This window comes from Hymenobacter sublimis, from assembly GCF_023101345.1.
GTDB lineage: Bacteria > Bacteroidota > Bacteroidia > Cytophagales > Hymenobacteraceae > Hymenobacter > Hymenobacter sublimis.
This window is the reverse complement of the sequence record NZ_CP095848.1, coordinates 3022942-3048659: the sequence shown is the minus strand read 5'-3', so window position 1 is coordinate 3048659 and position 25718 is coordinate 3022942. Positions and strand designations below refer to the sequence as shown.

General features: G+C 59.8%; 21 protein-coding genes. 7 read left to right on the top strand and 14 right to left on the bottom strand.

All coding sequences use genetic code 11. The features are described 5' to 3' along the window. Window positions 1-38: 38 nt before the first annotated feature. Window positions 39-854: a ParA family protein gene (locus tag MWH26_RS12685; RefSeq protein WP_188559207.1), complete on the bottom strand. Its 816-nt coding sequence runs from the start codon at window positions 852-854 to the stop codon at window positions 39-41. A 103-nt stretch (window positions 855-957) separates the two neighbouring features. After that, on the bottom strand, window positions 958-1638 hold the full coding sequence (locus MWH26_RS12680; RefSeq protein WP_247974583.1) for a metal-dependent hydrolase: 681 nt from the start codon (window positions 1636-1638) through the stop codon (window positions 958-960). Window positions 1639-1724: 86 nt separating this feature from the next. On the opposite strand from MWH26_RS12680, the gene MWH26_RS12675 reads away from it, so the two are divergent. Continuing rightward, window positions 1725-3398: an ABC transporter substrate-binding protein gene (locus tag MWH26_RS12675; protein ID WP_247974582.1), complete on the top strand. Its 1674-nt coding sequence runs from the start codon at window positions 1725-1727 to the stop codon at window positions 3396-3398. A 504-nt stretch (window positions 3399-3902) separates the two neighbouring features. On the opposite strand, the gene yidC is transcribed toward MWH26_RS12675, so the two are convergent. Beyond that, on the bottom strand, window positions 3903-5747 hold the full coding sequence (yidC, locus tag MWH26_RS12670; protein ID WP_247974581.1) for a membrane protein insertase YidC: 1845 nt from the start codon (window positions 5745-5747) through the stop codon (window positions 3903-3905). Window positions 5748-5754: 7 nt separating this feature from the next. On the opposite strand from yidC, the gene MWH26_RS12665 reads away from it, so the two are divergent. Beyond that, window positions 5755-5916 (top strand): hypothetical protein, encoded by a 162-nt coding sequence (locus MWH26_RS12665; RefSeq protein WP_247974580.1) that lies wholly within the window; start codon window positions 5755-5757, stop codon window positions 5914-5916. Between the two features lie 213 nt (window positions 5917-6129). Here MWH26_RS12665 and pyrG read toward each other — a convergent pair whose 3' ends face one another. Both pyrG and MWH26_RS12655 read right to left on the bottom strand, forming a co-directional pair. Further along, window positions 6130-7773 (bottom strand): CTP synthase, encoded by a 1644-nt coding sequence (pyrG, locus tag MWH26_RS12660; protein ID WP_247974579.1) that lies wholly within the window; start codon window positions 7771-7773, stop codon window positions 6130-6132. Between the two features lie 241 nt (window positions 7774-8014). Beyond that, window positions 8015-9451: a Gfo/Idh/MocA family protein gene (locus MWH26_RS12655; protein WP_247974578.1), complete on the bottom strand. Its 1437-nt coding sequence runs from the start codon at window positions 9449-9451 to the stop codon at window positions 8015-8017. A gap of 328 nt (window positions 9452-9779) precedes the next feature. On the opposite strand from MWH26_RS12655, the gene MWH26_RS12650 reads away from it, so the two are divergent. Further along, window positions 9780-11141, top strand: coding sequence for a D-alanyl-D-alanine carboxypeptidase/D-alanyl-D-alanine-endopeptidase (locus tag MWH26_RS12650; protein ID WP_247974577.1), 1362 nt, complete (start codon window positions 9780-9782; stop codon window positions 11139-11141). Between the two features lie 183 nt (window positions 11142-11324). Here the strand turns inward: MWH26_RS12650 and serA are convergent, their stop codons facing one another. The 3 genes from serA to gloA2 all read right to left on the bottom strand — a co-directional run bounded on the left by serA (window position 11325) and on the right by gloA2 (window position 15254). After that, window positions 11325-13226: a phosphoglycerate dehydrogenase gene (serA, locus tag MWH26_RS12645; RefSeq protein WP_247974576.1), complete on the bottom strand. Its 1902-nt coding sequence runs from the start codon at window positions 13224-13226 to the stop codon at window positions 11325-11327. 98 nt (window positions 13227-13324) lie between these two features. Continuing rightward, the gene (locus MWH26_RS12640; RefSeq protein ID WP_247974575.1) at window positions 13325-14773 is read right to left on the bottom strand and encodes an ATP-binding protein; all 1449 of its coding nucleotides are present in this window, start codon (window positions 14771-14773) and stop codon (window positions 13325-13327) included. 88 nt (window positions 14774-14861) lie between these two features. Next, window positions 14862-15254, bottom strand: a complete 393-nt coding sequence (gene gloA2 / locus MWH26_RS12635) for an SMU1112c/YaeR family gloxylase I-like metalloprotein (RefSeq protein WP_244696977.1) — start codon at window positions 15252-15254, stop codon at window positions 14862-14864. Window positions 15255-15299: 45 nt separating this feature from the next. Between gloA2 and MWH26_RS12630 the strand changes: the two genes are divergently transcribed. Beyond that, complete coding sequence (locus MWH26_RS12630; RefSeq protein WP_247974574.1) at window positions 15300-16094, top strand: alpha/beta hydrolase; 795 nt, start codon at window positions 15300-15302, stop codon at window positions 16092-16094. 34 nt (window positions 16095-16128) lie between these two features. Here the strand turns inward: MWH26_RS12630 and MWH26_RS12625 are convergent, their stop codons facing one another. The 3 genes from MWH26_RS12625 to MWH26_RS12615 form a co-directional block, all read right to left on the bottom strand. Then, window positions 16129-16842, bottom strand: coding sequence for a DUF421 domain-containing protein (locus tag MWH26_RS12625; protein ID WP_247974573.1), 714 nt, complete (start codon window positions 16840-16842; stop codon window positions 16129-16131). Window positions 16843-16954: 112 nt separating this feature from the next. Continuing rightward, on the bottom strand, window positions 16955-17431 hold the full coding sequence (locus tag MWH26_RS12620; RefSeq protein ID WP_244696974.1) for a GNAT family N-acetyltransferase: 477 nt from the start codon (window positions 17429-17431) through the stop codon (window positions 16955-16957). A 255-nt stretch (window positions 17432-17686) separates the two neighbouring features. Continuing rightward, window positions 17687-18637, bottom strand: coding sequence for an aldo/keto reductase (locus MWH26_RS12615; RefSeq protein ID WP_247974572.1), 951 nt, complete (start codon window positions 18635-18637; stop codon window positions 17687-17689). A gap of 143 nt (window positions 18638-18780) precedes the next feature. Here MWH26_RS12615 and MWH26_RS12610 point away from each other — a divergent pair, with 143 nt between their 5' ends. From MWH26_RS12610 to MWH26_RS12600, 3 genes are all read left to right on the top strand, one after another. Then, a complete protein-coding gene (locus MWH26_RS12610; protein ID WP_511186308.1) occupies window positions 18781-19305 on the top strand; it encodes a YdeI/OmpD-associated family protein in 525 nt (174 codons plus the stop codon). Window positions 19306-19374: 69 nt separating this feature from the next. After that, a complete protein-coding gene (gene blaOXA, locus MWH26_RS12605; protein ID WP_247974570.1) occupies window positions 19375-20190 on the top strand; it encodes a class D beta-lactamase in 816 nt (271 codons plus the stop codon). 180 nt (window positions 20191-20370) lie between these two features. After that, window positions 20371-21951: an N-acyl-D-amino-acid deacylase family protein gene (locus tag MWH26_RS12600; RefSeq protein WP_247974569.1), complete on the top strand. Its 1581-nt coding sequence runs from the start codon at window positions 20371-20373 to the stop codon at window positions 21949-21951. A 48-nt stretch (window positions 21952-21999) separates the two neighbouring features. Here the strand turns inward: MWH26_RS12600 and MWH26_RS12595 are convergent, their stop codons facing one another. From MWH26_RS12595 to MWH26_RS12585, 3 genes are all read right to left on the bottom strand, one after another. After that, window positions 22000-23346 carry an alpha-amylase family glycosyl hydrolase gene (locus tag MWH26_RS12595; protein WP_247974568.1) on the bottom strand — a complete coding sequence of 449 codons (1347 nt, stop codon included), beginning with the start codon at window positions 23344-23346 and terminating at the stop codon, window positions 22000-22002. A gap of 202 nt (window positions 23347-23548) precedes the next feature. Then, window positions 23549-24955, bottom strand: coding sequence for an alpha-amylase family glycosyl hydrolase (locus MWH26_RS12590; RefSeq protein ID WP_247974567.1), 1407 nt, complete (start codon window positions 24953-24955; stop codon window positions 23549-23551). Between the two features lie 302 nt (window positions 24956-25257). Continuing rightward, the gene (locus tag MWH26_RS12585) at window positions 25258-25650 is read right to left on the bottom strand and encodes a DUF983 domain-containing protein (RefSeq protein ID WP_247974566.1); all 393 of its coding nucleotides are present in this window, start codon (window positions 25648-25650) and stop codon (window positions 25258-25260) included. Between the last annotated feature and the right edge of the window lie 68 nt (window positions 25651-25718).

The window sequence follows — 25718 nt, the reverse complement described above, 5'->3', positions numbered from 1 at the left end:
CAGTGCCGTCTTGCCGGGGCTAACCATCTGCGGTAGCGCTACGCGGCCGTGTCTTCCGCGGCCTGCTCCTGCTCGGGGTCAGCCGAAACCACGTTCTTCTCCACAATTTCGCGGGCCAGGTTGAGGTAGCTGATGCTGCCCTTGCTTTCCGCATCGTGCAGAATAACCGGAATACCGAAGCTCGGCGACTCCGACAGCTTCACGTTGCGCGGAATGATGGTATCGAAGACCAACTGCTGGAAATGCAGCTTTACTTCCTCCACTACCTGGTTCGAGAGGCGCAAACGCACATCGTACATCGTGAGCAGAATGCCCTCAATCTCCAGTTCCTCGTTCAGGCGGCTCTGGATGATTTTGATGGTGTTCAGCAGTTTACCCAAACCTTCTAGCGCGAAGTATTCGCACTGCACCGGCACAATCACCGAGTGCGCGGCCGTAAGGGCGTTTACCGTAATCAAGCCCAGGGAAGGGGAGCAGTCGATGATGATAAAATCGTACTGATCGGCTAGGGGGCGCAGGGCCTCCTTCATCTTCTCCTCCCGGTTGGGCAGGTTGATCATCTCAACCTCGGCCCCTACCAGGTCAATGTGGGAGGGAATCAGGTCGAGGTGGGGTAGCAGGGTTGTTTGCAGGATGATGTCCTGCACGTTAATCCCGTCTACCATGCACTCGTAAATGCTGTTCTGAATGTCCTTCGGGTCGAAGCCCACGCCGGAAGTGGCGTTGGCCTGGGGGTCGGCATCCACGAGCAGGGTCCGATATTCCAGCGCCGCCAGCGAGGCCGCGAGGTTGATCGAGGAGGTGGTTTTACCGACCCCGCCCTTTTGGTTGGCTACCGCAATGATTTTGCCCATGTGGTTGGAAGCTGGTGGCTAGCAGCGGGAAGCTGTTAGCTTGTCTCAGGTAATGCAAGAAATAAAAAAAGCTGGTAGCTAACCGAAGTGAGCTGCTTGCTTTTTACAGCGTAATCGTTTCGCCAATGTTCAGCAGCACCAGCTCTTTGCCGGCCTGCTGGGCCTGGGTTTTGGCTTCTTCGTGGTTGATAACCAGGGGCGGGAACGTGTCGTAGTGCATCCCAATAACCTTGGGAGCACCCGTCCAGTCGGCCGCAATTAAGGCATCGTCCACGCCCATGGTGTAGTGGCCTCCAATGGGTAGGATGGCAAAGTCAAGCTGGTGCCGCTCCCCAATGATTTTCATGTCGTAAGTCAGAGCTGTGTCGCCGGCGAAGTAGAAGGTTTTGCCTTCGGTTTCGATGACAAAACCGGCCGCTAAGCCGCCGTAAGAGCCGTCGGGTAGGGAGCTGGAGTGCGCGGCGGCTACCATTTTCACCGTGCCGAAGGGCAGCTTTACCGTGCCACCCAGGTTCATGGAGTAGGTAGCCTTCAGGCCTTTCTGCTCAAACCAGCCCAGCACTTCCACCATCCCGAGCAGGTCGGCGCCGGTGCGCTGCCCGATTTCCTCCGCGTCGCCTACATGGTCGCCGTGGCCGTGGCTGAGCAGAATGAAATCCGCCTCAATTTTATCCACGTTCACGTTCTGCGCCAGCGGGTTGTGGCGGATGAACGGGTCGAAAAGCACTTTGCTGCCACCGGCTTCGAGCAGGAAGCAAGCGTGGCCGTAGTAGGTCAGGTTCATAAAGAAAGGCTAGGTAGGCGCCGCAGGGGGGCCGCAAACCCCGGATGTGGGATACCTTTGCAAATATACACTGTTTCGCCGTTCCCATGCTCCCGTTTTCGCGCTGCGCCGCTGGTTCCGCTTTGCTCCTGACCGCCCTGCTGGCCGCCTGCTCGGGCCCTACCGCTACCACCGATGCGCGCCGGGTGTTTCGCTACAACCAACCCGAAGGCCTTACTTCCCTCGACCCCGCCTTTGCCCGCAACCAGGCCAACACCTGGGCCGTGACCCAGCTCTACAATGGGTTAGTTGAATTGGATAACAGCCTGAAGCCAGGTCCTTCCTTGGCCCGCCGCTACGACATTAGCCCCGACGGCCGGCGCTACACCTTCACCCTGCGGCCCAACGCGTTTTTCCACGATTCGGAGGTGTTTGCGGGTGGCAAGGGGCGGCGCGTTACGGCTCAAGATTTCGTGTACAGCTTCCGGCGGCTACTAGATGGGGGCACGGCCAGCCCCGGCGGCTGGATTTTCCGGGGTAAAGTGCTGGAAAACAGCCAGGGCGAGCCATCGGATACCTGCTTTGTGGCCGTGAATGACTCCACGCTGCGCATTCATTTGCAGGAGCCGTTCATTCCATTCCTGGGCATCCTGACCATGCCTTACGCCTACGTGGTGCCGCGGGAGGCCGTGCAGAAATACGGCAAAGACTTCCGGGAGCATCCGGTGGGCACGGGGCCGTTTCGGTTCAAGGAGTGGGACGAGGGCAACGCCATCATCTACCACCGCAACCCCACTTACTGGAAAAAAGACGCGCAAGGAAAACAGCTGCCCTACCTCGATGCGGTGCAGATTAGCTTTATCCAGGACCGCAAATCGGAGTTCCTGACGTTTATGCAGGGCAAGCTCGACTTTGTGAGTGGCATCCGCAGCGGCTCCCGCGACTTAATTCTCTACCCCGATGGCACCGTGCGGGAAGACTTCCGGGGCAAATTCCGGTTCCAGAAAGTGCCCTACCTTAATACCGAGTACCTGGGCATGCAGCAGGACCCCACCAACCTGCGCGGCGACAATGCCGAAACCGGCCGCGCCCTCCAGGACAAGCGCGTGCGCCAAGCCCTGAACTACGCCCTCAACAAGCCCGAGTTTCTGGCCTACTTCCTGAACAATGTAGGCAAACCCGGTAACTCGGGCTTCGTGCCGGCTTCTCTGCCTTCCTTCAACGCTACCCTCGTGCCCGGCTACACCTACCAGCCCGACAAAGCCCGGCAGCTGCTGCGCGCCGCGGGCTACGGCCCCGGCAAACCGCTGCGCCTGCGCCTGAGCACCGTGGCCGAAACCAAGGAATATTGCGAGTACTACCAGAAAAAGTGGGCCGAAGTAGGCGTGCAGGTGGACATTGACGTCAACCAGGCCGCCGCCCACGGGGAGCTGATCGACAACGGCCGCGCCGCCTTCTTCACCCGCAGCTGGCTCGGCGACTACCCCGACGCGGAAAACTACCTGGCCCTGTTCTACAGCAAGAATTTCGCCCCGGCTGGCCCCAACAAAACCCATTTTAAAAGCGCCGCCTACGATAAGCTCTACCAGCAAGCCAAGCTGGAGCAAGACACCGAAAAGCGCTACGCCCTCTACCAGCAAATGGACCGCCTCGTGGTAGAAGAAAGCCCCGTTATTGCCGTGTACTACGATGAGGTAGTGCGCCTGACCCAGAACAACGTGCAGGGCCTCACGCCCAACCCCATGAACCAGCTGGTGCTGGAGCGGGTGCGGAAAGAGTAAGTCTGGTTATAGTACTAGGAGCAGTAGCAATACAAGTAGCACCATCTGTCATTCCGACACAGGAGGAATCTGGGTTAAGGCATCCGATGGATAACCCAGATTTCTCACTGTGCTTGGAATGACAGGAGAGAGGAACTGCTAACGTCAACTCAAAGGCCGTCATGCAGACCGGAGCGAAGCATCTCGCGGGCTGACGTTGCCAAACTAACTGTCATGCTGAGCGCAGCCGAAGCATCTCTACCGCTTCGTCTGAGCAAGCGTTGGAATTAGCCAGAGGTAGAGATGCTTCGCTCCGCTCAGCATGACGGCCTTGTGCAATCCATAAGCCTTGGCTGTTCACTCGGCTTAGTTAACCGGATATAAGGTAGGTCGCTGCAGAAAAGAACAACAGGCGGTACTGAGGGGTAGGGAGCTACCTCACTCTATATATAGACCACGTAAAACGACAACGCCCTGCTACCGGAAGGCAACAGGGCGTTGTCGTTTCTACGCTACTGCTCCGAATTACGACCGGCGCGTTTTGCGGGGGCGCTTGGGCGAAATATCCGAGGCACCGGTGCCGGGCTCAGTGTCAGAATCATCCGTATCATCGGCGGCGGTGTTGCGGCCGGCCTGGCGAGTCTGGGCTTCTTTCTCCTGGGCGGCTTTCATGGCGTCGGCGAGGCGGGCACCCAAGCCGGAAGGCTTCTTGTCTTTGTTCTTCACCTTGTTGGCTTCCAGCTTGGCGCGCACCTTAGTGTCGTCGACGAACCGGCGGGTGAGGGCCTGCTGGCCCAGAGTTACCAGGTTCGAAACCAGGTAGTACCAGGTCAGGCCCGCGGCGAAGTCGTTAAGCACGAAGAAGAACACCAGCGGCATGAGGTAGCTGTAAAACTTCATCGGGCCCTGCATGGCCGCCGGGTTGGCCTGGTTGCTCTGGTAAGTCATGGCCAGGGTCGAAATCGTCATCAGCAGCGTGAACAAGCTGATGTGGTTGCCCAGGAAGGGTACGTTGAAGGGCAGCTTGATCAGGTCGTCGTAGGTGCTCAGGTCATTTGCCCACAGGAAGTGCTCCTGCCGCAGCTCAATGGCGTTGGGGAAGAACTGGAACATGGCGAACAGGATCGGGATGGTCAGCAGCGTGGGCACGCAGCCGCTCAGCGGCGAGACCCCCATGGTCTGGTAGAGCTTCATTTGCTCCTGCTGCTGCTTCATCTGGTCGTCGGGGTACTTTTCCTTGATGGCATCCAGCTCGGGCTTGAGCACCTTCATGCGGGCCTGCGACTCGTACGTCTTATAGGTCAGGGGCCAGGTCACTAGCTTAATCAGCACCACCAGCAGGGCGATGATGATGCCGTAGCTGCTCACGAATTTCTCCAGCACGTGGAACACGGGCAGAATCACGAACTGGTTAACCCAGCGGAACAAGCCCCAGCCCAGGTACACGTTCCGGTCGAAGCCGGGCGTTACTTCCTTCAGGATGTTATAGGCGTTCGGCCCGAAATAGAAGCGAAAGTTAGCCTTGCCCTGCTGCACGTCGGCAGCTGGAATGCTCAAAGTAGAGCTCAAGGTCTTGAGGTAGGTCGTGTCCTCCAGGTTCACCGAGGAGTTGAACTGCCCGTTGCTGAACTGGTTATCGGCAATGATGCCGGCCACGAAGAAGTCGTGCTTGTGGGCGGCCCACTTCACGGGCTCCGTTATCTTTATTTCCTCCGGATTCTCGGAGGCCTCGGTCAGGGCGGCATGGTCGCCGGAAGCGAGGTAGTGGTTGATGGTGGTGTGGTTGCGGTTCTGCTTGGCCACCTGCTCGGTCTGGCGCACCCGGTCGAGGAAGGTGAACGTTACCGGCTCCTGGGCTAGGGTCGCCGTCAACCCGTTGAAGCGCAGCTTGTAGCCTACCTCAAAGCTATTGGCGGGTAGTGTATACAACTGCTCGATCTGGCCGCCGGCCACGTCGGCCACGAAGCGCAGTTCGTTGCTACCCTGAGGCTCAGGGCGGAAGTACAGGTCGGAAAGCTTGATCTGGCGGCCGTCGGTGGTGCGGAAGCGCGTATCCAGCTGGGCGCTCTGAGCATCGAGCAAATCCAGGGGCTGGCCCCGGAAGGTCTTGTACTTGTTCAGGCGCACGGCCTCAATCCGGCCGCCTTTCGACGAGAAGGTAATCGTCAGGTTCTCGTTTTGCAGCTGAGCGGTTTGGGCAGTGCCCTGGGCCGCGGCGGCAAACGAGCCAAGCTGCTGGGCCAGAGCCGCCGAATCGGGAGCCACCGGAGTGGCACCGGGCGTGGCCGCGGCAGTTTTGGCGGGCTGCAGCGCGGGCTCGGGTTTCGGCTTGGGCGCGAACTGCAGGTAAATCAGAAGCAAGGCAGCCATCAGGAAGATGCCTATTGCTGAATTTCGGTCCATTCAAATACTAGTGAAGGCGAATAAAGAAGAGAAGGTACGCCGCCAGCAAAAATCCGGCGCCGCTGCCGCAAAGGTCGGACTTGTCAGGCGAATATTTTTCGCGGCGGCACTTTTGTCAGGTGGAAAGGCGAAATAGAGGGGTAGGTAGAAGCCAAAGTGAGTTAGCTACAGCCAGAAAATGCAAAAAGAACGTCATGCCGAGGCGCAGCCGAAGCATCTCGCGTGCTGACGTTGTAGTGATAACTCAACGACTCGAGCGAGATGCTTCGGCTGCGCCTCGGCATGACGAATAACTAGTGAGTGAATGAGATGTACCAGCTCACTAGTTCATCATTTCACCTCACCGCTGCTACCCCTTGCGGTTCTGGATAGCGGCGCGCACAAAGCGCACGAACAGCGGGTGGGGGTTCTGGACGGTGCTTTTCAGCTCGGGGTGAAATTGGCCGGCCACAAACCACGGGTGGTTGGCTAGCTCCACTACTTCCACCAGCCCGGTTTCGGGGTTGAGGCCCGAAGGAATCATGCCAGCTTCCTCGTACTGCTTCAGGTACTCGTTGTTGAACTCGTAGCGGTGCCGGTGCCGCTCACTGATGTGGTTACGGCCGTAGGCTTTGGCTGCTTTCGAGCCCCGGCGCAGCTCACAGTCGTAGGCCCCGAGGCGCATGGTGCCGCCCTTCTGGGTAATGCTTTTCTGCTCCTCCATCATGGCAATGACGGGAGCCGGCGTCTGGGCGTTCATCTCCGTAGACGAGGCTTCGGGCAGGCCCAGCACGTTGCGGGCAAACTCTACTACCGCTACCTGCATGCCCAAACAAATACCGAAAAACGGAATGTTGTTCTCGCGCACGTGCTTGACGGCCAAAATCTTGCCTTCGAAACCTCGCTCGCCAAAACCAGGTGCTACCAGCACGCCATCCACGCCGTGCAGCAGTTGGGCCACGTTGTCGGGGTTGATATGGTCCGACTGAATGCTGCGCACCGTCACTTTGCACTCATTCTGGGCGCCGGCGTGCACAAAGGCCTCATTAATAGACTTGTAGGCGTCGGGCAGCTCCACGTATTTGCCCACCAGCGCAATCGTCACTTCCTCAGTGGGGTTTTTCAGGCGGCCCAAGAAGTCTTTCCAGGCTTCTAAGTCAGGTTGGGGCGCGCCACCTTGCAGCTTCAGCTTCTTGATAACCCGCTCATCGAGGTGCTCTTTCAGCATGAGCAACGGCACGGAGTAGATGCTGTCCGCGTCCAGGCTCTCGATTACGGAGTTAATGTTGACGTTGCAGAACAGGGCAATTTTGCGGCGCATTTCGGCCGGAATCGGGTACTCGGAGCGGCACACCAGGATGTCGGGCTGCAGGCCGGCGCTGCGCAGGTCGCGCACGGAGTGTTGGGTGGGCTTGGTTTTCAGCTCGCCGGCCGCCTTGAGGTAGGGCAGCAGGGTGAGGTGAATAACCAGGGAGCTGTTTTCGGGTAGCTCCCAGCGCAACTGGCGCACCGATTCCACGAAAGGCAACGACTCAATATCACCAATGGAGCCCCCGATTTCGGTAATTACCACGTCGAAGTCGCCGGTCTGGCCCAGCAGCAGCATGCGCCGTTTAATCTCGTCGGTGATATGGGGCACCACTTGCACGGTCTTACCGAGGTAGGCGCCCTCGCGCTCCTTCGTGATGACGTGGTCGTAGATGCGGCCGGTCGTGACGTTGTTAGCCTGGGAGGTCGGTACGTTCAGGAACCGTTCGTAGTGGCCCAGGTCGAGGTCAGTTTCGGCCCCGTCGTCCGTGACGTAACATTCGCCGTGCTCATAGGGGTTGAGCGTGCCGGGGTCGATGTTGATGTAGGGGTCGAACTTCTGGATGGTGACGCGGAAGCCGCGGGCCTGCAGCAGCTTGGCCAGGGAGGCCGAGATGATGCCTTTGCCCAGCGAGGAGGTCACTCCACCGGTGACGAAAATGTACTTGGCCGTTGCAGCCGTGGGGGTAGGGGTTCGGTCTGGCATAACGGGAAACAAAGTTAGCGGATATATCCAGGCGGAGCCGCGAAACTTTGTGCTACGCGCGAAGGGGCAAGTGTGCAGTTCGCTTTCCAGGTCTATCTTGATGTGCTTATCCCCAAAGCCTGTCATCCTGAGCCCAGCGAAGGACCTTATCACGCTGAAACGACTATCGTAACAACGACTCGTCCTGGCGTGATAAGGTCCTTCGCTGGGCTCAGGATGACAGGGTGTTTAATCAGGTGTTTTACGCCTGTTTCGGTTCGGGGCCGCGGAATACATCGGTGCCTTGCACTGGCGTCAGCTTTACCGGGCGGCCCTCACGGGCCGATTGGTAGATGGCCTCCATGATGCGCTGGTCCTGCAAGCCTTCCTCGCCGGGAGTGTGGGGCGGCTTGTCTTCCAGCACGCACTCTGAAAAGTGGTCCATTTCAGCGGCAAACTGGTTCTTCTCGCTCAGCACCACCTGGTTTTTCATCTTGGCGGGCCCTTCGGCGTGGGAGGTTTGCAGCTGCTGGCCGGTGTAGGCGTAGGCGTTATCCACGTGAATCCAGCCTCGCTCGGTGTTCACGCGGTAGAAACGGGAATCGTGGGTATTGTAGTGGGTAATGCAGTTGACAATGACGCCGTCGGGGAAGCGCATCTGCCACGACATGGCTTCCTCTACCTCCTTGAACAAGGGGTTGCCGGGCGTGCTGTGGGAGTAGGCAAAAACCTCGGTGGGCTCCGTGCCCAGCACAAAACGGCTGGTATTGAGACAATAGAGGCCAATATCGGGGAGGGCACCGCCGCCGGCCAGGTCCTGTTTGTGGCGCCAGTGGTCGGGGTTGGCGGAGCTCTGGCTGTTCTGGGCTTCGATGTACTTGGGCTTGCCGAACTTGTTGCCGCGCACCATCTCTTTTACCTGCCGGTTGTAAGGCTCGTACTGAATGCGGTAGGCCACCATGAGCTTTTTATTGGCTTTTTTGCAGGCCGCAATCATGGCCTCGCACTCGGCCGAAGAGTTGGCCATGGGCTTTTCGCAGAGGATGTGCTTGCCGGCCTGGGCCCCCCGGATGGTGTACTCAGCGTGCATGGAGTTAGGTAGTACAATGTAAATAACCTGCACTTCGGGATTGTCCTTGAGCTTATCATAATCCTGGTAGCTGTAGCAGCTTTCGGGCTTGATGCCATATTGCTGAGCCACTTTCTTAAGCTTCTCCGGTGAGCCGCTGACCAAGGCCACCGGCTTCGATTTTTTGCATTCTCCAAAGGCTGGCAGTAGCTCCTCCAGGGTGAGGTGGCCCAGGCCCACCAGGGCGTAGCCCACGCGTTTGTCGGGGGGCAGGGGGGTAGGCACCGGCCCCGATTGGGGGTCCACGTCCGACTTCCAGGCTTCCAGTTCGATGGGCTTGTTCAGGTCGGCGGGTACCTTGGCCGGCGGCGACACTGCCTCGGAAGAAGGTATCTGCTGGCCACCTGGGGCCGCATACACCGTGCTGGCATCTACCTCCGAGGCGGGCGTGCCCGTAGTGGGGGTAGTAGCGGCCGAAGCGGAAGCCGACTTATCCTGGCAGCTGGCTAGCGTGCTGGTTGCTACGCCCACAGCTAGCCCGCGTCCGGCAAGGCTCAGAAACTCCTTGCGCGAAACCTCTTGGCTGGCGTGGCGCAACACGGTATGGAACAGTTCATTGGTGATGGACATAGAAGCAGGCTGTAGGTGATGGATATACCAACTCATACTGCCAGGTTGTGAGCGGGTTGCCTTTGCCCGCGGGGCCACCCCTACGAAATTATGGCTTCCCAAGGCGCGGGCTCGAGGAAATGACTGTCTATTGCCCGGGGAATAGTTGGGTTTGCAACTGATTACGAGGCAAAACTGCCCTGGCGCAGATAATAGGTAAAAGCCCGTCGTGCCGGGCGCAGCGAAGCATGATAGTAGAAGCCTCTACTACCCTCAAACAAGCGCAGCAGTTGAAAAGCGCGGTGGTTTTGCCCAAGTTGCGGGTGTTTTGCTTATCACTTCTGCCTTGATGCCGTTTTTTCGCTTGCTGCAACGCGCCTTGCTCGTGCTGCTATACCTGCTGCTTGGGTTTCCTGTTACTGCCCAAATACTGCCCACTGCTACTCCTGCACCTGCTTCTGGTTTGCCGTGGCTAGAGCAGTTGCTTACTTCTTCGGCGGTGTTGCGGCGGCACCACGTGGGCGTGTGCCTGACGGATGTAGCCACGGGGCAGCAGCTATTTGGGCTGAATGACGACCGATATTTCACCCCGGCCAGCACCATGAAGCTGTTCAGCCTCTACGCCGGGCTGCGCTTGCTACCCGATTCCTTGCCCAGCCTGCATTACGTGGTGCGCCCCGACAGCCTCGTGTTCTGGGGAACTGGCGACCCTACCCTGCTCCACGGCGACGTACCCTTCCGGCGGGCTTTCATCTTCTTGCAAAATAGGCCCGAAAAGCTGTTCTACGCCGAGGTGCCCACCGTTACCGCCTTCGGGCCGGGGTGGAGCTGGGACGACTACAACTACTACTTTCAGCCCGAGCGCGGGGCCTTTCCGGTGTACGGCCACACGGTGCGTTTTTACGGCAAACCAGGTCCGGCGCTACCCCGCGTGCATCCGCGCTTCTTCCGGCCGCTCACAGAACTGGCCCCGGCTGGCACGGCTAATCCGGCCGATGACCACGTGCGCCGTACGCCGCTGGAAAACCGCTTCACCGTGTTTCCAGCCACGAAAAACTGGGTCGATGAAACCCCGTTTCGAACTAGTTCGGCGCTGCTCCTGCAACTGCTTCAGGACACCCTGCGCCGCCCCGTGCTTCCCGTGCCGCTGCGCCTGCGGCCCCAGGATGCAGTGTACACGCTGCGCGGGCTACCCGTCGATTCGCTCTATCGTCGCATGATTCGGGTGAGCGACAATTTCCTGGCCGAGCAGCTCCTGCTGCTGTGTTCCTCCTCGCTCCGCCTTGACTCTTTGAACACGGCCCGTACTATCCAGGTAGTGCAGCAGCGCTACCTCGCGGGCTTGCCCGATGCCCCAGTGTGGGTTGATGGCTCCGGCCTCTCGCGCCTCAACCTCGTGACGCCTCGTACGCTGGTGGCGTTGCTGTTGCGTCTGCACCAGGAGGTAGCGGAGCCGCGCCTGCTGAGCCTGCTGGCCGCCGGCGGCGGACAAGGTACTCTGCGTCGGCGCTACCGCCCCGTGGCGGGTAAACCTTGGCTGTGGGGCAAAACTGGTACGCTCACCAACAATCACAACTTAGTAGGCTACATCAGGACCAAGTCCGGTCGGCTGCTGGCCTTCAGCTTCCTGAACAACAACCTGCCCGGCGATGATGCTCCCGTACGCGCCGAGATGGAGAAGATCCTAGGCCAGGTTCGGGAGCGGCTGTAGAAACGGGGGTAAGATCTATCTTGTAAGAAGGCGTGTGAATTTATTTCACGAAGGCTGTCATGCAGAGCCGGAGGCGAAGCATCTGGCGTGCTGACGTCTGAGTACTATGGCAACGACTGCACGCCAGATGCTTCGCCTCCGGCTCTGCATGACGGTCTAGTGAATCTTCTTAGGCACACGCCCTTAATACAGCACTCGAAACTTAATGGTGTGCTTCACCTTGCGCAGCTCGCCGATTACCTCCGACTCGTACTGCTTGTCGATGTCGGTGATGACGTAGCCGATGTGCTCGTTGGTTTTCAGGTACTGCCCCAGGATGTTGACGTGGTGTTGGGCCAGCACGTTGTTGATGCGGGCCAGCACGCCGGGCACGTTGTGGTGAATGTGGATGAGGCGGTGGGCCTGCTGCTCGGGCAGCTGAATGTTGGGGAAATTGACACTCTGCTGGGTGTTGCCGGTGTTCACGTACTGCATAATCCGCTCGGGCACAAACTCGGCAATGTTGCGCTGAGCTTCGGCCGTGCTACCCCCCACGTGGGGGGTGAGCAGCACATTGGGCAGGCCGCGCAGCTCACTCTCGAAGCTTTCTTGGTTAGTTTTGGGCTCGTAGGGAAACACATCCACGGCGGCCCCGCCCAGGTGGCCGGAGCGAAGCACGGCGGCCAGGGCCGGCACATCGACCACGTGGCCGCGGCTATTGTTGAGCAGCAGGGCGCCGGGCTTCATCATGGCCAGCTCCGTGGCCCCGATGAGGTTGGTATTGGCCGGGCGGCCGTCTACGTGCAGGGTTACAATGTCGGACTGGCGGAGCAGTTCCTCCAGGGTGCGGCACTTCACGGCGTTGCCGAGCTGCAGCTTCTCGGCCACGTCGTAGTACAGCACCTGCATGCCCACGGCCTCGGCCACTACCGAGAGCTGGGCGCCGATATTGCCGTAGCCGACGATGCCCAGCTTCTTGCCCCGGATTTCAAACGACCCCTTGGCCGATTTATCCCACTCGCCCTCGTGCATTTTGGGGCTTTTCTCGGGGATGCGGCGGGCCAGCATGATGATTTCGCCCAGGGCCAGCTCCACCACTGAGCGGGTGTTGCTGAAAGGGGCATTGAATACGGCCACGCCCTTTTTCATGCAGCCCGTCAAATCAATTTGGTTGGTACCGATGCAGAACGCCCCGATGCTGATGAGGCGGTTGGCGGCCTCCAGCACCCGTTGCGTTACCTGGGTTTTGCTCCGGATGCCCAGAATGCTCACGCCCTCAATCTGCTGCACTAGCTCGTCTTCGTCGAGGCCACCGGGCACGGTATCTACCTGGTAGCCTTCCTGGCGGAACAGCTCGGCGGCGCGCGGGTCGGGGTTTTCGAGCAGCAGAACTTTGATGCGGTTTTTGGGGTAGGAGAGGGTCATCGGGAGCTTGTTCTGGTAGAGAAATTCGTCGAAGGAAGGCAGCACCTCATCGGCGCGGGCTACTACGGCTGCGCGGTGCACGTTTTCGGTGAAGGCGTAGAAGCGGTTGGCCAGCCCAGCCTCCCGAATTTGGTAGTCGGTGTACCCGTCGCCGAGGGCGTACACGTCGCCGTCCAGGTCGAGCTGGCGCAACTGCAGAATCTTGCCCCCGTCGCGGCTGAGCACGTTTTCGGGGTCGAAGCCGGTAATGCGGCCCTCGGCATCGAAGGAGAAGGTATTGGCCAGCACGTGCGCGGCGTCGATGCCAAACTCGGCCACCACCGGCTCAATAAACTCCCGGAAGCCGCTGCTGACAATGTAAATGCGGCCCTGAAACTTCTCAAAAAAGCTGCGGTTACGCTGAATGCTTTCGGATACTTTGCCGCGCAGGCGCTCCACTAGCAGGGGCAGGTGCTCCCGCCGGGCCGGCAGCAGGGTCAGCCGCTGCTTCAACGACTCCGAGAAGTTTAACTCCCCGCTCATGCCCCGGTCCGTCAGGGCCCGGATGGCGCTTACTACCTCCTCCCGGTTCGGCTGACCTGTCAGGGCAATGTCGGCCAATTCATCGAGGCCTTCTACCTGCGTGAAGGTGCTGTCGAAATCGATAATGAGGTAGGGGAGTGGTTGCGGCTGGTTGGGCATAGTAAGGGGAGTTACATAACCGTTACATAAAAAAACAGATAGTATGGGATGGAAATGGCGTTTTTATATTCGCCAGTTACACAGCCGTTACATAAGATTTAGTTTAAAACTGGTACATACCGAGCTTGCTTTTTCGACTTGTTATCCGGATCATATGGTTTTATAAGACCAGCTTCTAGTGTATCAGAGATAATACGTGAAGCCATAGGATAGTTTTTTTCAGCTATTCCCATTCTTTCTCTAAAAGACTGGTTGGACATAGTTTCACCATTAGCTAGCTTTAAACAAGCATGTTGGTAGCACGCTCTTACTTTGTCTCGGGCACTCATTTCACGTAGCAGCCTAGGCGCGTATAAAATAGCTTGGGTAAAATTGTCCCCCCGAATAAAATCTGGAGCTGGGAGTAAGTGTTTTTCACACTCCTCTACAATGCGGTCAATACCACTACCTCGTCGTTCGCAAAAGTCAAGGGCATGCATAGTGGCTGCAATAGCTTCATTACGACTAACCGGCAGATGATTGAGAAACTGAAGCACGTTAATTAAGGGCACACCAGGATTACTTACTTCAATACGATTAGTAAATACTTCGACCATTGGTGCAGAGCCAGATGTATCGAAGTTCTGATGAATTAATGCATTGGCCAATAGTTCTCTAATAGCTTTGGGTGGATACGTAGCAATATGTACTCGTCTTGCCGAACCAATTTCCTCTCGGTTAGGTAGCTTTTCATTCAGCCAATTGAGTGCGTTTTCAAACCCTAGAGCATACCCACGATGACCTGTGTGCTCTTGCTTACCTCCGGTGCGGCCAGTGCCGTCATAGAAAATTATCCGTAGCCGTTTGTATTCTAACTGGTCAAACTGTCGTAAGTCGCGGGCAAATAACACTGCGCCAAGGTTAGTAATATGAAGAACTTGATTCTCTCGGATCACTATCTTATCCATCACGAAACGAGCGACAACATCCTGCGCGTTGGTGGGCTTTGGATAGTTGAAAAGTTTGTAGTAACCCTCCCAGTCGAGTAGACTAAGGATATGCGAAACGCTAGCATTAAGGAATGCAAAACGACGCTCAAATGGCGTAATGGTTTGACCTTGCCATTCAAGACGACGACGCTCATCGGGGTTCAACGGACCTAGACTTTCACCATCGCGGCCGTAGTAATGGCCTTTCCAAGAAGTAGGGGAACCTAGAGCAGCAGGAGGAATTTCAAACAGAAGTACTCGTTTTTCCTCACAAAATATTTCGTGTATTGCACGAAATGTGAGCCGGTTGCCTGTTTGGTCAGCAATTTCGCGGTAAAGACTCTGCAACTTACCACTATCCTGCCGAAACGAAGTCCCTACTACTTGCTTCTGATCATCGACCCCAAAAACAAGCCAAGCCGCTTCCGTACCCTGTAAGCTAGCTTCGTTGCTTAACGCACTGAAATACTGGCCTAACTTGTCGAAGTCGAACGTGTTTTTTGCCTCTTTGAACTCAACAACTTCGTTTTCACTATGCAGCTGTAAAAGCTGATCTAATTGGTCAGAACCATCTCTCATACTGTTGTTGTCATTAGAAGCGAGCTAATGCATAGGTAAGGGATAAATGGATAGATATGGCTCTGCAATATAGCTCCAACCAGCTGAGTTAATGAGTCTCATAAAACTCCAGCGGCAGCCCGTCGGGGTCCTGAATGAAGGTGAAGCGGCGGCCGGTAAACTCATCTACCCGCACGGGCTCAGCGGCTACTCCGTGGCTGGCGAGGTGGCGCACGGTGGCTTCTATGTCCGACACGGCGAAAGCCAGGTGGCGCAAGCCAGTGGCCTCCGGCTGACTAAGACGGGCGGGCGGGGCAGGAAACGAAAACAGCTCAATACTATACTGCTCGCCTAGCGCTAGGTCTAACTTCCACGACTCCCGCTCGGCCCGGTGCACCTCCCGAATGATGCGCAGGCCTAGCACCTGGGTGTAAAACTGCTTCGAGCGGGCGTAATCGGCGCAGATAATGGCAATGTGATGAACGCGGAGCAGGGGTAGCATGGGCAACAAGAGAAAACAAGCAGCGAAGAGGCGCAAAGCTATACGATGCGCTGGCAAGCGGGCCCTACGGAGAACCTCAGCGGCATCCATTTCGGGCCGGAGCAGTACACCTTACCAAGTACCACCAACGCCGGCGCACCCATGGCACAGCAGCAACCGCAAGAGTATGAGTTAGAAGTCGTAACGCTAGACCGGTACGCGGCAGGAGTAGAAGAGCTCACCCTGCACACAAATGCCGGCCCAATAACCGCCCGCCTGCACCCGGCTACCCCCGGCGCGGCCGTGGTAGTGTGGGTAGGCGGTTCGGGCGGGGGCCTGGATGGGCCCGCTGGCGGGATGTATCCGCGGCTGGCGGGGCAGCTGGCGGAGCGCGGTATTGCTTCCCTGCGCCTGCATTACCGCCAACCTAATTACTTAGAGGACTGCGTGGTTGATGTGCTGCTGGCCGTGCAATACCTGGCGGAGCAGCGCGGCTACGGGCCAGTTGGGTTAGTTGGACATTCGTTTGGGGGTGCCGTGGTAGTGAGTGCCGGTGCCCTGAGCCCGGTGGTGGGAGCAGTGGTAGCCATGAGCAGCCAAACCTATGGCACCGACCTGGCCTCACAAGTAAGCCCGCGGCCCCTGCTGGTTTTGCACGGCACCGACGATGAAATACTACCTCATCGGTGCTCGGAGAACATTTACGAACGGGCCCAGCAGCCCAAAGAACTGCTGCTTTATCCCGGTTGCCGCCACGGCCTAGATGAGTGCCGCGACCAAGTGGATGCAGACGTAGTACATTGGCTGACTACTCAGCTACGCACCGCGTCCTTGCCGCCCGTAGGCGACGCCGGAGAGTAGCCGCCGCTTTCTACAGTGATTGAAATGGAGTGCGTTACTGCACCCGCTTGTCGTCGCAGGTGGGCACCCACTTGTCGCACTGGCAGCTGGGGCAGGTGGCGACGCCGCCGCGGGGCAGCAGCTGCACGGTGCCACACTGGGCGCAGGCAAAGTTGCCGGCCTCACTCACGCGGCGCACGGCGGCGTCTACCCGCTCGGGCCAGATGGGGAGGCCAGGTCGCACGTCCGTATCATCGAAAAAGAAAATGCTCATTTCGCCGGTGGCCTCAATGTATACGCGCCGCACCTGGCCCAGGTGTTCGATCTGCTGCTGGCGCAGCTCCCCGAATAGTTCTTTCTGGTTGAGGCGTTGCTTGCGGAAGTTGCTCATGTTCACGACCCCTTCCTCTACCAACAGCACCGGGGCACCCTCCAGCCAGTCAGAAAAGCGCGGCAGGTGCTCGGTGAGGCGGTTAAAGCCGACGTACATGAGGGCCACGGCCGCAAACACCACCACGACGTGGCTCAGGGGCACGTCGTCGTAGAACATGGCGTCGCCGGCCGCCGAGCCCAGAGCCAGCACAATGCTCAACTCAAACAAGGAAAGTTGCTTGACCCCGCGCCGCCCGGTAATGCGCAGCACCCCCAGTGTCAGAATATAAGTGAAAACGCAGCGCGCCGCCACTTCCAGAAGGTACAGTGGCGGCGCGTCGTCGGACCAAAGGATGCGGTTCCAGTCGAAGGGGGTAATGGAGGCGGCAAGGAGCATACACAGCGAAATGGCAAACCGGCCGATACGGCCGTGTTTGGTCTAACGCAGGTAACAACCATACAGTTAATTAAATCGGCATTAACCCCACCCAAGCCGGAAAGCCAGCGCGTTAGCGCGGCGGCGTCAGGGGCAAGACGAAGTGGTAGGTGGAAGGCGCAAAGCCCAGCGCTGTCCAGAACTGCACCCCGGCCGGGTTGGCCACGGCCACCTGCAGCTCTAAGTGGTCGGCGCCTTGGCGGGTAAGCCAGTCTTTGGCCGTCTCAAACAGCAGCCGGCCCAGGCCGTTGCGCCGGTACTGGGGGCGCACAATGGTTTCGGCAATGTAGCCGCGCCGGTTGAAGTGCATGCCGTTGTTGCCAATCTGGTACATGGCCACGAGCAACCCCATCAGACCGTCCGCATTTTCCACCACAAAAAACCGGGTGTACGGCTCCTGCAAGCGTTGGAGCAGCACGCGTTTCAGCTCCGGCTCAGCCTGGCGGTAGTACCCGAAAACGGGGTGGTAGGCCTCGTGGGAGTCCATTAACTCACACCAGATGGAATACAGGGCGTCAAGGTCGGGCCGGGTAGCGGTACGAATGGTCATAGGTAAAAGCCGGGGAAGCGCAAAAGTTGCAGAAGGAAGGTCACAAACCAATAGCTTCCCGTCGTTGGTTGCAGGCTTGTCGGCAGTAAGCACCTACCTCTTGCCTTCAGTTGGGGCTGGCAGAAGTTGCCGGACCGGAGTACCAGGCCCTTGCCTCGCGGCAACGTCTAAACCCAAAACCTTTCACAACTGCATGCGCCGCGAGTAGGGTAGCTGTTCCCTCATCCGCGGCGCATGTGGTTGTGGGGGCATAAGCTAGGCGCTGGCCTCGTTCAGGGTTTGTATATCGTCGGGGCTTAGCTGCAGCTCGGTGGCGTGCAGCAGCTCCGTTACCTGCTCGGGGCTGGTGGCGCTGGCAATGGGTGCCGTAAGGCCGGGTTGGGCCATAATCCAGGCTAGGGCCACCTGGGCGGGCGTGGCTTGCTGGCGGGCCGCCACGGCATCAAGGGCGCCAAGAATTCGCAGGCCTTTTTCGTTCAGGTATTTCTGGCCTACGCCGCCCCCGCGGGCACTTTTCTGCAGGTCGGCCGCGGTGCGGTACTTGCCAGTGAGGAAGCCCGCCGCCAGCCCGTAGTACGGAATCACGCCGATGTGGTGCTCCTGCACCAGCGGTAGCAGCTCCTGCTCAAACTCGGCCCGGTCGTAGAGGTTGTAGAGTGGCTGCAAGGACTCGTAGCGCGGGAAACCCAGGCGGGCGCTAGCTTCCACCGACTCCCGGAGGCGGGCCGCATCGAAATTCGAGGCCCCAATGACGCGCACCTTGCCTTGCTGCACTAGCTGGGCGTAGGCTTCCAGGGTTTCCTCCACGGGTGTCGTGGGGTCGTCTTTGTGCGACTGATAAAGGTCGATGTAGTCGGTTTGCAGGCGCTGCAGGGAGCCCTCCACGGCCCGCAGGATGTAGTCTTTTTTCAGGCCCTTGTTTTCGGGGTTTACTTCCCAGCCGACTTTGGTGGCAATAACTACATCGTCGCGGCGGCCGCGCTGGCGCAGCCACTTCCCAATAATAGTTTCCGACTCGCCGCCGACGTGGCCCGGCACCCACACAGAGTAGCCATCGGCGGTGTCAATGGCGTTGCCGCCCCCGCCCACAAAGGCGTCGAGAATACGGAAGGAAGTAGCTTCATCGGCGGTCCAGCCGAAGACGTTGCCGCCCAGCACAAGCGGGGCAATGCGCAGGCCGGAGCGGCCCAGTTCACGGTGTTGCATAAGTAGGTACGTAAGGAAAGGAAACGATACCGTAAACCGGCGGGCCGCCCGGAGGTTAGGACGAGGGCGCGCCAGCTCGTATTTTCCCGGATGGCTACCAAACTCGATATCCTGGAAATAGTAGATGCCCCCAGTCGGGCGGAGTGGCGGGCGTGGCTAGCCGCCCACCACACCCAGCCGTAGGTATCTGGCTGGTACTCTACAAGAAAGGCAGTGGACCTCAGCGCCTTTCATACGCCGAAGCCGTGGAGGAAGCCCTGTGCTTCGGCTGGATCGACTCTTCACCGCGCAAAGTTGATGACACGTGCTTTCAACTGTACTTTTCGCCCCGAAAAAAGGGTAGCGTGTGGTCGGCGGTTAATAAAAAGCGCATTGAGCAGCTAGCCGCCGCGGGCCTGCTCATGCCGGCCGGGCAAGCCAAAATAGCCGCCGCCCAGCACGACGGCAGCTGGGCCGCCCTGGATGAGGTAGATGCCCTGCTAGTGCCGCCCGACCTGGCCGCAGCCCTGGCCGCTACCCCTGGCGCTGAGCAGCACTTTGCCCGTCTGGCCCCCAGCCGCCGCAAACAGCACCTTCAGCAACTGGCCGCCGCGCGCCGCCCCGAAACGCGGCAGCAGCGTATTGCGCGCCTTATTCAGCAGCTCGTCCCGCCACCGCCGGCCCAATAGGAGTTCTGAAAGCGCAAAAGCGTAGCTGCCGGCGCGCCCGGCTGCGGTGCGGCTCCTATCTTCGCGGCCATGCTACGGATTTGCTACCTTCTGCTAAGCCTCGGTTGTTTGCTGCTTGGTGCCGCGCCCACGCCCCGGGTTACGGAGCGCAACCTGCAGCAACACTTCGACCAGTACGGGGTGCGGGGCTCATTTCTGCTCTATGAAACGGCTACTGGGCGCTTTACCGCCTACCAGGAAAAGCGCTGCCGCCAGGGCTTTCTGCCGGCCTCCACCTTTAAAATTCCGAACACGCTCATCGGCCTGCAAACCGGTGCCCTGCCCGATACGGCCACCATCTGCCGCTGGGATGGAGTGCAGCGCTACTTCCCGCAGTGGAACCAGGATATGCCTTACGCCCGCGCCCTGCGCGTTTCCTGCGTGCCGTGCTACCAGCAGCTAGCCCGGAAGGTGGGTGTGCCGGCCTACCAGCAGTGGCTGCGGAAGCTGCGCTACCCCGGCATTGTCGTCACGCCTGGTACCCTCGATACGTTTTGGCTCGATGGTAACTCGCGTATCAGTCAGTTTGAGCAGGTGGATTTCCTTCGGCGCCTGCAGGCCGAAACCTTGCCCCTGGCAGTGCGTCATCAGCGGGCGGTAAAGCAACTGCTCATCTTGCAGAAAACGCCGGCCTACACCCTGTATGGCAAAACCGGCTGGCGCTTTCACTCGGCTACTAACCCCGACAACGGGTGGTTTGTGGGCTGGGTAGAGCGTGCCGACGGCCGCACGGCCATTTTTGCCCTCAACGTGGAGCCTCAGCGCGGCCCCAAAGCCGACGAGCGGTTCCTAGCCGGCCGCCGAGCCCTCACGGAAGCTATTCTGCGGGAAATGCAGTGGCTGTAGCAGAAAGCCTCAGGTGCCACGCTTGGCGTTAAAACAGCTAACGGCAAGCCGCGAGGCACTGGTCAGCGCTGCCAGGAAGCGCAGCTCGACAACCGCACAACGAAACCAGGGCTACCTGCACCACGCTGCACCTGTAGTGGATTCGAAAAGTAGCCTGCTCTGGCGCTACCTTACGTTTCTATGCGCTGCACCCTGCTGATTTTCCTTCTTTTGCTTACTGGCCTGGCCGCGGCCCAAACCCCGCGGGCCGACATCCTGATCCGCAACGGCCGCCTCTACGATGGCACCGGCAACGCCTGGACGCTCGGCGACGTGGCCGTGCGGGACGGCCGCATTGTGGCCGTGGGCCGGCTGCCCGCCGATTACCCCGCTGACACCGTGCTGGACGCCCGCGGCCTGGCCGTGGCCCCAGGCTTTATCGATGTGCACACCCACATCGAGGACGATGAAGTGCGCCAGCCCACCGCCGATAACTTCCTCTACGACGGCGTCACGACCGTAGTGACCGGCAACTGCGGCTCCTCCCGCCCCAACCTGGCCCGCTACTTCCGCACCCTCGACAGCCTGCATCTATCCGTAAACACCGCTTCCTTGGTGGGCCACGGCACCGTGCGCAAAGCCGTCATGGGCCGGGCCCAGCGCCAGCCTACCCCCGCTGAGCTAAGCCAGATGGAAAACCTAGTGGAGCAGGCCATGCAGGCCGGTGCCGTGGGGTTATCGTCGGGGCTGATTTACGTGCCGGGTACCTACTCCCGCACGCCCGAACTGGTGCAACTGGCTCAGGTAGCGGCCCGCTACCACGGCCTCTACGCCACCCACATGCGCAACGAAAGCGACAGTGTGCAGTTGGCCATGCAGGAAGCCCTGCGGGTAGGGCGGGAGGCCGGGCTACCCGTCCAGATTTCCCACCTCAAGCTGGGCGGCCAGCAGAACTGGGGCCGCACCGCCGAGATGCTGGCCCTGCTGGATCAGGCCCGCCACGGCGGTCAGCAAGTCACCATCGACCAGTATCCGTACACGGCCAGCTCTACCTCCCTGAGTACCCTGCTGCCCGATGCCGTGCAGGCCGATGGCCGCGACTCCCTGCGCCAGCGCCTAGCCCGCCCCGCCGTGCGCCGGGCCGTGGAGGCCAGCATGCTGGCGCGCCTGCGGGGGCGCCAGCTCAAGCACTTTAGCTACGCCGTAGTAGCCAGCTTCCCACCCGATACCAGCTACCAGGGCCTGAGCATCGAGGAAATCAATCGCCGCCGGGGGCGCCCGCACAAGGCCCGCGCCGAGGCCGCCACCATTCTGGAGCTGGTACTGCAGTACGACGCCGGCATGGTATTTCACGGCATGAGCGAAACCGACGTGCAAAACATCCTGCGCTACCCCCAGAACATGGTAGCTTCCGACGCCAGCATTCGGGTGTGGCGGGAAGGCGCGCCCCACCCGCGCGGCTACGGCTCCAATGCCCGGGTGCTGGGCCGCTACGTGCGCGAGCTGCGCATCATTACGCTGGAAGAAGCTATCCGCCGCATGACCAGCCTGCCGGCTCAAACCTTTGGTTTCGCGGACCGCGGGCTACTGCGCCCCGGTTTTGCCGCCGATGTGGTGGTGTTCGACCCCGCCACCGTGCAGGACCGCTCTACCTTCGAGCAGCCCCACCAGTATTCCACCGGCATGAAGTACGTGCTGGTGAACGGCCGCCTCACCGTCCGGGCCGGGCAGCACACCGGCCAGCGGGCCGGGCAGGTGCTCTACGGACCAGGCAAGCGGTAGCCCGGTAAGGTAGAGACGTTCAGAAGGATGCTACAGGGTAGGCGGACCTTACTGTTTTTCCAGCACCCGCCAGCCCTGGGGTGGCAACATCAGTTCTTCGCCTGACCGGAACATGAGCTGTTCACCGCTGAACGCATCTAGCCAGGTGCCGGCGGCCTCCGCGGGAAGGTGAAGCACCTGCGGCTCAGGGCTGCTATTAATGCCAGTGAGTACGGCCGCCAGTCCCTTGCTGCGCAGAAAACAGTACGTGTCATCAGGGCCCGGCAGGCGCTGGAAGCGGCTGAGCGGGTCGCCGTTCTGCAGGGCAAAGTGACGGCGCTTGAGTTGGAGCAGGCGGGTATAGAATTCCTGGAGGGGGTAGTTCTGCCAGTCGACGGGGTCTTTATCGAAGAAGGCCAGACGCTTGTTGAGGGCCGCTTCCTGGCCGGTGTACACCAGCGGCATACCCGGCAGCAGCACCGTGAGCACGGCGAAGGGGAGGGCCAGCGGGCCGAGGCGCTCGTACTCGGTGCCGTCCCAGCTGTTTACATCGTGGTTGCTGGTGAAGTGCATGAGGTACACCGAGGGTGGGTATTTGGCCCGCTCATCGGCCAAGTACTCGTCAATTGCGGAAAGTGGCTGCTTGCCCTCGGCAATGTGGTCGAGCAGGTAATGCAGGCGCAGTCCAAAGGTCATGTTAAAGGCCTTTTCCAGCAGCTTGGTGTCGGAGTTGAACTGCTCCCAGCTCAGGCCGCCCGAGGGGTACAGCTCGTCCCACTCAGCTAGCATAAACAGGGGCTTCACGGCGTCCAGCTCCCGGCGGGCGGCGTCCCAGAAGTCGGTGGGCACCAGCCCAGCCACGTCGCAGCGGTACCCGTCAATGTCGGCCTCGCGCACCCAGTAGAGCAGGGCATCGGTCATGTAGCGGCGCAGCTCGGGGTGGCTGTAGTCGAAGGCTACTACATCAGTCCAGTCGGCTACGGGAGGCACCAGCTGGCCGTGTTCGTCGTGCTGGTACCACTCGGGGTGTTCCTGCACCAGTAGGTTATCGGGGCTGGTGTGGTTGGCTACCCAGTCGAGCAGTACGCGCAGGCCTAGTTGGTGGGCGGTGTGCACGAGGTGGCACAAATCGTGGAGGGTGCCAAACTCCGGGTTCACCCCGAAGTAGTCGCGCACGGCATATTGGCTGCCCAGCGTGCCCTTGCGCTCCACTTCCCCAATCGGGTGGATCGGCATCAGCCACACGATGCTGACACCCATGGAAGCCAGCCGGGGCAAGTGGGCCTCAAACGCTCGAAACGTACCCTCCGGCGTGTATTGGCGCAGGTTAACTTCGTAGATGGTGGCGTTGGCGGCCCAGTCGGGGTGGCGCACCTGAAACAGGTGGGCGCTGGGGTGCAGTTGAGGTTCAGACACGGTACGAGGGGTAGGTGAGAACAAGTAAAACTGCTTCTGCCTACGCGAAATCAGCATGCTATAGCCGAAACCAGGGAGTGTCTACCTCATCCTGTAAGGTAGAGGGGCAGGAACAAAAGAACGTCATGCCGAGCGCAGTGCAGGAGGCTCGCGTGCTGATGTTGCCATGCTAATCTGGCCGACAATACCCGAGATTCCCGGCCTAAAACCAACTGTTATCCGGGTTTGGGAGCTGCTCATATACCTGGTAGCTGTGCGGGGTTAGCAGCAGGCGGGAGCCTGAGCCTAGGCTAAGCACCTTGCCCGTAAATACCTCCCGGTAAACGCCCGGACCCAACCCGCTCAGGAGCAGCTCGTGGGGCTGCTGGCCTAGGTTAACGGCCGTCAGGACGCCCGCCGGGCCTTTGCGGCGCACGAAGGCGTAGGTATCGGGGCTGGCCGTGGGGGCCATGCGCGTAAACTCGCTGCACGGGTCGCCGTTGCGCAGGGCCGGGTGGCGCTTCTTGAGCTGGAGTAGGGTGGTATAAAAGTCCTGCAAGGGGTAGTCGTTCCACGGAATAGTGTCCTTGTCGAAGAAGCGCAGCCGCTTTTTTAGGGCCGCTTCCTGGCCGCTGTACACCATCGGGATGCCGGGCAGCAGGGCCGTTAGCACGGCCTGGGGCAGGGCGTCCTTGCCCAGGCGCTCATACTCCGTGCCATCCCAGCTATTGATGTCGTGGCTGGTGGTGAAGTACATGAGGTAGGCCGAGGCGGGGTAGCGGGCGCGCTCTACCTCCCGGTAGGCATCGAGGGCCGTGAGGGGCTGCTGGCGCCGGCTGATGCTGTCGAGCAGGTAGCGCATGCGCAGGGCGTAGGTAGCATCGAAGGCCTGCTCCAGCATGCCGGTGTTGGGGTTGAATTCGCCTTTTTTGAGGAAGGGCGGGTCGTGCAGCTCGTCCCACTCGGCCAGCATGAACACAGGCTTTACCTTTTCCAGCACGGGGCGGGTCTGGTTCCAGAAATCCATGGGTACGAGGCCAGCCACGTCGCAGCGGAAGCCGTCGAAACCAGCTTCGCGCAGCCAGAACACCATGGTTTGCTGCATGTACTGGCGCAGCTCAGGCTTGCTGTAATCCAGGTCGATGACGTCCTGCCAGTCGGCCACGGGCGGCACCAGCTGGCCCTGGGCGTTGCGCGTAAACCACTCGGGGTGCTGTTGCAGTAACTGGCTGTCCCAGCTGGTGTGGTTGGCTACCCAGTCCAGAATGACGTGCATGCCCAGCTGGTGCGCCGTCCGGATCAGGTGGCGCAAATCGTCCAGGGAGCCAAACTCCGGGTTTACGGCCCGGTAGTCCCGAATAGAATACTGGCTGCCCAGCGTGCCTTTGCGGTTCAGCTGACCAATAGGCTGCACCGGCATCAGCCACAGAATCCCCACACCCATTTTCTGGAGGCGGGGCAGGTGGGCCTCAAACGCCCGAAACGTGCCCTCCGGCGTGTATTGCCGAATATTGACCTCGTAAATACTGGCCGAGTCGGCCCACTGCGGGTGACGGATGGTATAGGCGTCGGGAGCGTCGGGGGCGCAGGTGATGCTGGGCTCCTGGCGGCAGGCACCAAGTAGCAGCAAAGGAAATAGCAGGCAAAGAAAAGCACGGGACATGGCGAAACTTACCGCTTTTCCCGCATTTGCCAGGGAGAAGGGGTAGCAGGAGGCGCGGGCCAGCGTAAACTGAGTAGCGCAAGGAGCTAGGCAGTGTCAGGACTAGGTCGTGTGAACAGTCAGGGCTTGTGAATTGCATCAGCCCGTCCTGCGGAGGTGGAGCCGAAGCATCTCGCGGGCTGACAGCTGAGTTACTAGCCAACTGTTTGAGCGAGATGCTTCGGCTCCGCCTCTGCAAGACGGTCGATTTTCATTACCGACCACTACTCCTAGCTGGGTTCCAGCTCTCGGTGGCGGTAGGCAACACCGCCGAACCAGTACAGCATTATGGTGCGGGAGTAGCGCAGGCTAAGCGGGGTCAGGAGCACGGCTACCACGGCTACGCTCGTCACGTACACCCACACGGCCGGGTCGTGGAGCAGGAAGTACACTAAAAACCCCGTTATCAGCATAATGGCCGTGGAAAAGGCGTAACTGATGAACATGGCGCCCCAGTAAAAGCCCGGTTCCGGCTCGTAGGCTTGCCCGCACACGGGGCAGTGCTCGGGCATTTCAGCAAAGTGCACGGGGTTGAGCGCCGAGTGCGTAAACAAGGGGCCTTCGTGGCAACGGGGGCAGCGCTGTTGCAGCATGGCCAGGGCCGTCGAATCTAGCTTTGTCATGATTTCTTATGGAGGTGGTGAAATCGTATGACAAAGGTAAAATGCCGCCCACGCGCCCGTAAGAGCTA

What these genes read in the sequence shown, in the direction of transcription:
- MWH26_RS12665 (WP_247974580.1), top strand. Translation starts at nt 5,755, where the DNA reads ATGCCTATTGCTGAATTTCGGTCCATTCAAATACTAGTGAAGGCGAAT.
- serA (WP_247974576.1), bottom strand. Translation starts at nt 13,226, where the DNA reads ATGCCCAACCAGCCGCAACCACTCCCCTACCTCATTATCGATTTCGAC.
- MWH26_RS12585 (WP_247974566.1), bottom strand. Translation starts at nt 25,650, where the DNA reads ATGACAAAGCTAGATTCGACGGCCCTGGCCATGCTGCAACAGCGCTGC.
- blaOXA (WP_247974570.1), top strand. Translation starts at nt 19,375, where the DNA reads ATGCTACGGATTTGCTACCTTCTGCTAAGCCTCGGTTGTTTGCTGCTT.
- MWH26_RS12680 (WP_247974583.1), bottom strand. Translation starts at nt 1,638, where the DNA reads ATGAACCTGACCTACTACGGCCACGCTTGCTTCCTGCTCGAAGCCGGT.
- MWH26_RS12655 (WP_247974578.1), bottom strand. Translation starts at nt 9,451, where the DNA reads ATGTCCATCACCAATGAACTGTTCCATACCGTGTTGCGCCACGCCAGC.
- MWH26_RS12640 (WP_247974575.1), bottom strand. Translation starts at nt 14,773, where the DNA reads ATGAGAGATGGTTCTGACCAATTAGATCAGCTTTTACAGCTGCATAGT.
- MWH26_RS12625 (WP_247974573.1), bottom strand. Translation starts at nt 16,842, where the DNA reads ATGCTCCTTGCCGCCTCCATTACCCCCTTCGACTGGAACCGCATCCTT.
- MWH26_RS12620 (WP_244696974.1), bottom strand. Translation starts at nt 17,431, where the DNA reads ATGACCATTCGTACCGCTACCCGGCCCGACCTTGACGCCCTGTATTCC.
- yidC (WP_247974581.1), bottom strand. Translation starts at nt 5,747, where the DNA reads ATGGCTGCCTTGCTTCTGATTTACCTGCAGTTCGCGCCCAAGCCGAAA.
- gloA2 (WP_244696977.1), bottom strand. Translation starts at nt 15,254, where the DNA reads ATGCTACCCCTGCTCCGCGTTCATCACATTGCCATTATCTGCGCCGAT.
- pyrG (WP_247974579.1), bottom strand. Translation starts at nt 7,773, where the DNA reads ATGCCAGACCGAACCCCTACCCCCACGGCTGCAACGGCCAAGTACATT.
- MWH26_RS12600 (WP_247974569.1), top strand. Translation starts at nt 20,371, where the DNA reads ATGCGCTGCACCCTGCTGATTTTCCTTCTTTTGCTTACTGGCCTGGCC.
- MWH26_RS12615 (WP_247974572.1), bottom strand. Translation starts at nt 18,637, where the DNA reads ATGCAACACCGTGAACTGGGCCGCTCCGGCCTGCGCATTGCCCCGCTT.
- MWH26_RS12685 (WP_188559207.1), bottom strand. Translation starts at nt 854, where the DNA reads ATGGGCAAAATCATTGCGGTAGCCAACCAAAAGGGCGGGGTCGGTAAA.
- MWH26_RS12675 (WP_247974582.1), top strand. Translation starts at nt 1,725, where the DNA reads ATGCTCCCGTTTTCGCGCTGCGCCGCTGGTTCCGCTTTGCTCCTGACC.
- MWH26_RS12630 (WP_247974574.1), top strand. Translation starts at nt 15,300, where the DNA reads ATGCGCTGGCAAGCGGGCCCTACGGAGAACCTCAGCGGCATCCATTTC.
- MWH26_RS12650 (WP_247974577.1), top strand. Translation starts at nt 9,780, where the DNA reads ATGCCGTTTTTTCGCTTGCTGCAACGCGCCTTGCTCGTGCTGCTATAC.